The following is a 7,770-nucleotide window of genomic DNA, read 5'->3' as shown; positions in this document are numbered from 1 at the left end:
AGCAACGAAGGAAGAGCCGAACAACCTCGCCGCCAACCGAAACGGGCATCGTAGCCCTGGCCGTAGCCCAGCACGTCAAAGGGGCAACGGCAACGAAGCCCGTTTCGGCTACGGTTCTAGGCTACGTGTTTACAAATGATTCTCCCTGGTTAGTGCTTACTGGTTCATGGCAAAATGAATGTGCATCTGACAGCCAATATCGTCAACCAGGCGGGAGAGGGAACTGGAGGCACAGCAACGAGTTGGTAGCCGCAGGCTTTAGCCTGCGTTGTCCTGTGTTGTCATCTATTTCGGCAAGCAATTGCGCCATGGTGCCATTGTAGTACTGGCCGCTGGCGCGGCCTTCAGGTTAGCCGCCAGCAATCGGGCGGTGAAAGGGGTGCACTTTCATTTTGCCATCAACCGGTAACTGATAACTGATACCTAATGCCCCCTGTTTTTTCCGTGGTTCTCTCTTTGACGGAACCATGGTAACATTGGCCACGCACCCGCAGTGGGCGGGCGCGGCCGAGTGTGGCTGGGTTATGGCTGACGAGACAAAGAGAGGCAGAGGCAAGGGCGATGGCAGATGAGACATCCAGGAAGGTGCTGGTTCCTGTTGCAGATGGCACAGAAGAAATCGAGGCTGTGTGCCTCATCGATGTGCTGCGCCGCGCTGGCGCAGCAGTGACGGTGGCTTCGGTCTGCAATCAGCAAGTGACCTGTTCTCGCGGTGTGCGGTTGGTGGCAGACTGTCTGATTGGCGACTGTGTGGCGCAGGTGTACGATCTCATTGCGCTGCCCGGTGGGATGCCCGGGGCCGAACACTTGCGCGACTGCAGCGACCTGGCAGCCATGCTGAAGCGGCAGCAGCAGGAGGGACGCCTTTACGCGGCAATCTGCGCTTCTCCAGCTGTGGTGCTGCAGCATCACGGCCTGCTTGCCGGCCGCAGGGCTACCTGTCATCCCGGCTTTGTTCAGCAGCTCCAGGATGCTGCCGCAGTGGAGTTGCGGGTGGTGGAGGACGGCAACTGCATTACCAGTCGAGGCCCGGGAACCGCCCTGGAGTTTGCTCTGGCACTTGTGGCCCGTCTATACGGCCATGAGAAAGCCAGGGAAGTTGCTGCACCCATGGTGGTCTCCTGAAATGGCCGCCAGGTGCTGGCGGGCTGTATCGCTGAAACAGGTAAACGAACAGGGCTGCGGCAGCTTGCTCTTCAGGCCCTTTGAACAGGTACAGTGACACAATACAGCATGCATCAGTGCAAAGAGGAAGGCTGTGGATTTCGCTTTCCCGCAGCGAGCTGCCACCCGGCAGCCAGGAGATGCCCTGTTTGCGGGGCAGCCACTCTGGTGGTCAGAGGACCTTACGGGGAACGGCACATGAAGAATTGCGGCCCGCCGCAGGGCGGGGTCGAAGTACTGGCTCTTCTAGACAACATCCGCAGCATCTACAATGTGGGATCCATGTTTCGCACGGCGGACGGCGCCGGCGTAGCGCACATGTACCTCTGCGGCATCACCCCGAACCCCAGAAATCCCAGACTCGCCAAGACCGCTCTGGGCGCTGAACGCACCGTGCAGTGGTCTGCGCACCGCAACGGTCTCGCTGTTGCTCTGACTCTGAAAGAACAGGGTTTTCGACTGTGGGCCCTCGAGGGCGGCTCCAGATCCCTGTCCCTTTTTGCCCCTGGCTTGCAGGTGCTGGCAGAACCAGTGGTGTTGGTGGTGGGCAACGAGGTGTGCGGCGTAGACCCGGACATTGTAGAAGCCTGTGAACGAATTGTCAGTGTACCCATGCAGGGATGCAAAACCTCTTTGAATGCAGCGGTGGCATTTGCTGTTGCTGTGTACGTGCTTCGCCACGGCTTGAGTCCTGCCGGGCTCCGCTGGCAAGACGGCTCGGCGGTGAAGGCCGTACCAGTTGGGGGGAGATGACATGAGAGCTTGCGGATCAAAAATAGGACGCCTTGGTGTGTGCTTTTTCTTGCTGGCGAGCCTGGTGTTGCCGGCCTCGGCAGGGGCTGCAGAAGTTCTCAGGTTCGGCATTCTGCCGGTAGTGGACACCCTGCCTCTGTTAGTGGCGCAGGAGAAGGGGTTTTTCACCGGCCAGGGAATTTCCCTGCAGACCATTTCTTTCCAGAGTGCTCTCGAAAGGGATGCTGCCCTGCAGGCCGGCAATCTGGACGGCTATTTCGGCGACATCCTGAATACGGTCTTGCTGATCCACAGCGGCCAGCAATTAAAGATAATCACCACCTGTTTTCATACGAACCCCAGGTTTCGCATGTTTGGCGTGGTGGCTGCCCCGTCGCTGAAGGTTCGCAGTCTGGAGGAACTCCGGGGCAAACAGGTGGCAATTTCCAGGGCGACCATCATCGAATACCTGCTGGACAAAATCCTGCAGAAAAATGGGCTGCCAGCTGACTTCGTCAAAAAACAGGAGATCAAGAACATCCCGATTCGCTTGCAGATGCTGCTGGCAGATAAGGTTGACGCTGCTTTGCTCCCTGAACCGCTGCTCACTCTGGCCGAAAGCAAGGGCGCCAGGGTGGTGGCGGACGACAGAGACCTGGATATGGCTCTCACTGTGCTGGCTGTGCGGAGCAGCCTCATAAAGCGAAGCCCCACTGTGGTGCAGCGTTTTCTCATCGCTTACAGGCAGGGGGTGCGAGAGATAAACAGGAATCCAGAGAAGTTCAAGGATCTGCTGGTGAGGCGCACTCGCTTTCCGCAATCAATCAGGGACAGCTACCGCATCCCTGAATTTCCGCCAGTGTCGCTTCCTTTGCCCGGTGATGTGGCTGCCACCCAGGTGTGGCTGCAGCACAAGGCAATGGTAAAACAGCTCCTGCCCTATGAAATGATTGTTGGTGGCTCCAAATGATCGAGGTGAAAGAGCTGGGCAAGACATTCGATCCTGAGAGCGGGCCCGTGCTGGACAACATTTCTTTTTCCCTGGAAAGGGGCAAGACCATGTCCATCATTGGTCCTTCAGGCTGCGGCAAGACCACGCTGCTCTATATCCTGGCTGGCCTGCTGGAGCCCTGCTCCGGCAGCGTGGCGATCCGCCATGGCAGCAACGGCGACTCTGGAAGAAGCACAGCTATTATTCTGCAGGACTTTGGTCTCTTTCCCTGGAAAACCGTCGGCGAAAACATCTCGCTGGCCCCCAGAATCCAGAATGTCCCCGAGAAACTCTGCCAGGAGATGACGGCAAGGCTTCTGGCAGAGATGGGACTGCACAATCTGGCGAATCGCTACCCGGCTCAACTGAGTGGCGGCCAGAAGCAGCGGGTGGCCATTGCGCGAGCGCTGGCCACCAGGCCTGCCATTCTTCTCATGGACGAACCCTTCTCTTCCCTGGACGCCCTTACTCGAGAGCACTTGCAGGATGTCATCCTGCAGCTGTGGCTCAGGCGACGCTTGACCTACATTCTGGTGACCCACAGCGTTGAAGAGGCCGTGTTTCTGGGAGAGCGCATTATGATTCTGAGCGACCGGCCCACGCGCATCAAAGCCACCATCAGCAATGAACAGTTCGGGGCTCCCACTGCCCGCACTGACAACCGCTTTTTCGACAAGGTCAAAGAGGTCCGCCAGGCCATGGAATTCTGATATGCGGAGATTCAGCTGTTATCTTGCCTCTGGAATCTTGCTGTTTGCTGGCTGGAAGCTCTGTGCCGTGCTGCTGGCCTCTACCATATTGCCTCCACCAGAGGTGGCAGTAAAGGCATTCGCCCGGGCCATGAAAACCAGAGAATTCTGGCTGCATTTCTGGGCCAGCGGCTTCCGGGTGTCTGCAGCTATGGCCATTGCCTGGACGCTGGGTTTTCCTGCAGGCATTCTCCTCGGCTACCACAGAAGGGCGGACGAATTCCTCTCTCCCTTTGTCTTCCTGACCTACCCGATTCCCAAAATTGTTCTGCTGCCGGTGTTTCTCATCCTGTTCGGTCTGGGGGATCTCCCCAAAGTACTCATGATCAGCCTGATCATTGGCTACCAGATCGTGGTGGCTACCAGGGACAGCGTGGCAGGTCTGGACAAAAAGTACCTGGATTCTTTTCGCTCTCTTGGCGGCAACACCTCGCAGGCCATTCGCCATGTGATTGTCCCGGCAGGGCTGCCAGCCGCCTTCACGGCTCTGCGCATCGGTACCGGCACCGGCATAGCAGTGCTCTTTTTTGTGGAGTCTTTTGCCACAACCAGGGGACTCGGTTTCGTGATCATGGATTCCTGGGGCCGGTTTGCCTATGATCAGATGTTCGTCGGCATTCTGGGAATGAGCCTGCTCGGAGTGCTGCTCTATGAATTCTTCAACTACCTGGAAAAAACCCTGTGCGCCTGGAAATTTCTAGAATCGGGCCGGGTGCTGCCCAAAAAGAAGACATCACGGCTGTTGAAGCACCTGCAGATCTACGGCCGCATGATCAAGTTCAGCCACACCGTATTTGCCCTGCCCTTTGCCCTGGCAGCCGTGGTCCTGGCCCAGCGGCAGCACAACATCACGGTGCAGCTGCTTTTCTGGATCCTGGTGGCCATGGTGACGGCCCGCTCTGCTGCCATGGGCTTCAACAGGATTGCCGATGCCCAGCTGGACGGCCAGAACCCCCGAACTGCCCAGAGGGCAATCCCAGCCGGTATGCTCTCCATGAAATCTGCGGTGCTCTTCGTGATCGGCAGTTCTATTCTCTTCTGTTTTGCAGCTGCCATGATAAGCAGGCTCTGCTTCTGGTTTTCCATCCCCGTACTCTTTATCCTCTTCTTCTACTCGTATACCAAGCGGTTCACCACTTTTTCTCATTTCTATCTGGGTTTCAGCATTTCCCTGGCACCCATAGGGGCCTGGATTGCCGTAACCGGCACCTTCGATTTTTCAGTGACCATCCTGTCTCTAGCCCTCCTGACGTATATTGCCGGCTTCGACATCCTCTATGCCTGTCAGGATGTGGAGTTCGACAGGAAGATGGGGCTGTTCTCCATTCCAGCCAGCTTGGGGCCGGCCACAGCCCTGCATATCTCTGCTCTTCTTCACTGTCTGTCCTTCCTGTTTTTCTTTCTCATCTTTGTGGTGTTCGACATGGGCCTCATCTACCTGATCGCAGTTGTCATCATGGGCTATCTGCTCATTCTGGAGCACAAGCTGGTGAGCCCCCATGACCTGCGCAATGTACAGACAGCGTTTTTTCATGTAAACAGTGCCATCTCTGTTACCCTGTTCCTGGGGATACTTGCTGACGAGCTGCTGAGGAGATGGTTGTGACAGGGAACTTGCCAGGTGCGGAGTTGCGAGGCACTGACAGCGACCAATTTTCCGGCGCGAGAAAGGACCTATGAAGCAATCGTACCGAAACCTGACGGAATTCATCAGAGTACTGGAGCGGGCAGGCGAGCTCGAGATGGTGGAGCGAACCGTATCTCCCTACCTGGAGATCAGCAAACTCACCGATGAGCAGTCCAAGAGCCCCGGAGGCGGCAAGGCCCTTTACTTCAAGAAGGTCAAGGGTTCCCCTTTCCCAGCAGCCACCAACCTCTTTGGCAGTTGGCGGCGCATTTGCCTTGCCCTGGGCGTCAACGACCTGGAGCAGCTGGGGGACAGAATCCGGGCGCTGCTCGAGCTGACCCCGCCGGCTACTTTCAAAGAAGCGCTGGGCCTGCTGCCAACGGCCCTTTCCGTGTCGCGGTATTTTCCGCGCCGGACGAGGACCAAGACGCCGCCGTGTCAGGAGGTGGTCTATCGCGGCGACCAGGTGGATCTCTCCCTGCTGCCAGTGCTCCACTGCTGGCCCAGGGATGCGGGGCCTTTTATTACCCTGCCCCTGGTATTCACCCGCAGCCTCACCACCGGCAAGAGGAACGTGGGGATGTACCGCATGCAGGTGTTCGACAGAAAGACCACAGGCATGCACTGGCACATTCACAAAGACGGCTCCCACTACTACAACGAATACCTCAGGGCCAGAGAGAGGATGCCGGTGGCCGTAGCCATCGGCGCTGACCCGGCCACCATCTATGCTGCCACCGCACCCATGCCGCGCCACATGGATGAATTGATCCTGGCAGGATTTCTGCGGAACAGACCGGTGCGCCTGACTTCCTGTCTGACCGTGGACCTGCAGGTGCCTGCCGAGGCGGAATTCGTTCTCGAAGGCTATGTCGATCCAGGAGAACTCAGAAGGGAAGGACCTTTCGGTGATCACACCGGCTACTATTCCCTGGCGGACGATTACCCGGTCTTCCATGTGACAGCTCTGAGCCACCGAAAAAAGCCGCTCTATTGTGCCACCCTGGTGGGCAGACCTCCCATGGAAGACTGCTACCTCGGGAAGGTTACAGAGCGGTTGTTCTTGCCTATCCTGCAGGCGGCATTTCCAGAAATCAGGGACTACTGGTTTCCCTGGGAAGGGGTCTTTCACAACATTGTGGTAGTTTCTATAGACAAGGAGTTCGCCGGCCACGCCCATAAGGTGATGCATGGCCTCTGGGGGCAGGGGCAGATGAGCTTTTGCAAGACCATTGTGGTGGTGGATCGGCAGGTGGACCCCAGCAAGGCCGAGCAGGTTATGGCTGCTATTGTCGAGAAGCTGGACCCGGGCACTGACCTGACCCTGACCATGGGTGTCCTGGACGTTCTGGACCACTCCTCGCCCACACCCAACTTCGGCAGCAAAATCGGCATAGATCTGACCAGCAGGTTTCCGGGGGAGCCGCCGAGGCAGCCGCCGCCTGCGCTGCCGGATTCCATGCTGCCGCCTGCTAGCCTGCTGGAGCAAGTGCAGCGCCGGGTGCCCGGAGTGGCTCGGCTGCAGCGTATTGACTGGCCCGCGGCAGCTGCCGGCAAGAGTGCGGTTCGCAACCGAATCCTTCTCTTCGCTGTAGAAAAGAACGAGCAGCGCCCCGGGAAATACTTTGCCGACGGTTTGCTGCAGCTGGACGAGTTGCAGCCCTTCTCTATTATGCTCCTTTACGATGCGGACATCGACTTGCAGGACGGCTCGCTTGTTCTGTGGAAGCTGTTCAACAACGTGGATCCGGCAAGGGATATATTCCTTGCTGGGCCCCGCCTGGTGGTCGATGCCTGCAGGAAAATTGCTGCAGACGGCCACACGCGGGAATGGCCGGAGGAGCTCTCTTTCGATTAACTGGGTTGGCCGTTGTCAGGAGCGATAAGGAAGGAGCGGCTCCGCAACCGGGCACGTCAAAGGGGCAACGGCAAGGAAGCCCGCATCTGGAGTGCGGTGAGGGTCAGGGCAACGGCAAGGAAGCCCGTATCTGGAGTGCGGTAAGGGCTAGGGCAACGGCAACGAAGCCCGTATCGGCTACGGTTTTAGGCTACGTGTTTAAAAATGATTCTCACTGCTTAGTGCTTACTGCCTGGTGCCCGCTAATCACCGGGCATCGCAGCCCTGGCCGTAACCGATAATCGTGGCAGCGGCATGTTGCCGCGAAAGTGAACGGACCACAGCAACAAGGGAAGAGCCGAACAACGTGGCCGCCAGCCGAAACGGGCCTCGTAACCGTAGCCGTAGCCGAGCTCCCAAGGCGGAGGTGCTTGGCAGGAAGGTCTGCTCCGCAAAGAACATAGTCGCAAATTCCAGGTAGCCTCAGTTGGCCTCTGGGTAAGTCATGTTTCCATATCAACCTCGGCTCTTCTGGTAGCGGGTAATAAGTTATCGGTGGCTCCGAATGTTCTTTGCTGCGCAGACATTCCTGCCATCACAGCCCGAGGCCGAGCTCCTCAAAATGAGTTGTCGGTGGCTCCGAATGTTCTTTGCTCCACAGGCATTCCTG

Annotated in this window: 6 protein-coding genes; all 6 read left to right on the top strand. The window is 57.8% G+C overall.

The annotated features are described in order from the left end of the window. The first annotated feature begins 561 nt into the window (after positions 1 to 561). The 6 genes from JRI89_12180 to JRI89_12155 all read left to right on the top strand — a co-directional run bounded on the left by JRI89_12180 (position 562) and on the right by JRI89_12155 (position 7,121). Complete coding sequence (locus JRI89_12180) at positions 562 to 1,125, top strand: DJ-1/PfpI family protein (GenBank protein ID MBW2071995.1); 564 nt, start codon at positions 562 to 564, stop codon at positions 1,123 to 1,125. Between the two features lie 93 nt (positions 1,126 to 1,218). Next, positions 1,219 to 1,917: a TrmH family RNA methyltransferase gene (locus JRI89_12175; protein MBW2071994.1), complete on the top strand. Its 699-nt coding sequence runs from the start codon at positions 1,219 to 1,221 to the stop codon at positions 1,915 to 1,917. Between the two features lies 1 nt (position 1,918). Continuing rightward, positions 1,919 to 2,866 (top strand): ABC transporter substrate-binding protein, encoded by a 948-nt coding sequence (locus tag JRI89_12170; protein ID MBW2071993.1) that lies wholly within the window; start codon positions 1,919 to 1,921, stop codon positions 2,864 to 2,866. Further along, positions 2,863 to 3,597: an ABC transporter ATP-binding protein gene (locus JRI89_12165; protein ID MBW2071992.1), complete on the top strand. Its 735-nt coding sequence runs from the start codon at positions 2,863 to 2,865 to the stop codon at positions 3,595 to 3,597. Before JRI89_12170 ends, JRI89_12165 begins: the two co-directional genes overlap by 4 nt. 664 nt (positions 3,598 to 4,261) lie before the next feature. Further along, positions 4,262 to 5,242, top strand: coding sequence for a UbiA family prenyltransferase (locus JRI89_12160; GenBank protein MBW2071991.1), 981 nt, complete (start codon positions 4,262 to 4,264; stop codon positions 5,240 to 5,242). A gap of 70 nt (positions 5,243 to 5,312) precedes the next feature. Further along, a complete protein-coding gene (locus tag JRI89_12155; GenBank protein ID MBW2071990.1) occupies positions 5,313 to 7,121 on the top strand; it encodes a menaquinone biosynthesis decarboxylase in 1,809 nt (602 codons plus the stop codon). Positions 7,122 to 7,770 lie beyond the last annotated feature (649 nt).

It is taken from the genome of Deltaproteobacteria bacterium, assembly GCA_019309045.1.
Taxonomy (GTDB): domain Bacteria; phylum Desulfobacterota; class Syntrophobacteria; order BM002; family BM002; genus JAFDGZ01.
The sequence above is the reverse complement of the archived record's forward strand: the minus strand, read 5'-3'. Positions and strand labels throughout refer to the sequence as shown.

Coding starts and splice junctions, on each gene's coding strand:
- JRI89_12170 (MBW2071993.1), top strand. CDS start 1,919: ATGAGAGCTTGCGGATCAAAAATAGGACGCCTTGGTGTGTGCTTTTTC.
- JRI89_12155 (MBW2071990.1), top strand. CDS start 5,313: ATGAAGCAATCGTACCGAAACCTGACGGAATTCATCAGAGTACTGGAG.
- JRI89_12165 (MBW2071992.1), top strand. CDS start 2,863: ATGATCGAGGTGAAAGAGCTGGGCAAGACATTCGATCCTGAGAGCGGG.
- JRI89_12160 (MBW2071991.1), top strand. CDS start 4,262: ATGAGCCTGCTCGGAGTGCTGCTCTATGAATTCTTCAACTACCTGGAA.
- JRI89_12180 (MBW2071995.1), top strand. CDS start 562: ATGGCAGATGAGACATCCAGGAAGGTGCTGGTTCCTGTTGCAGATGGC.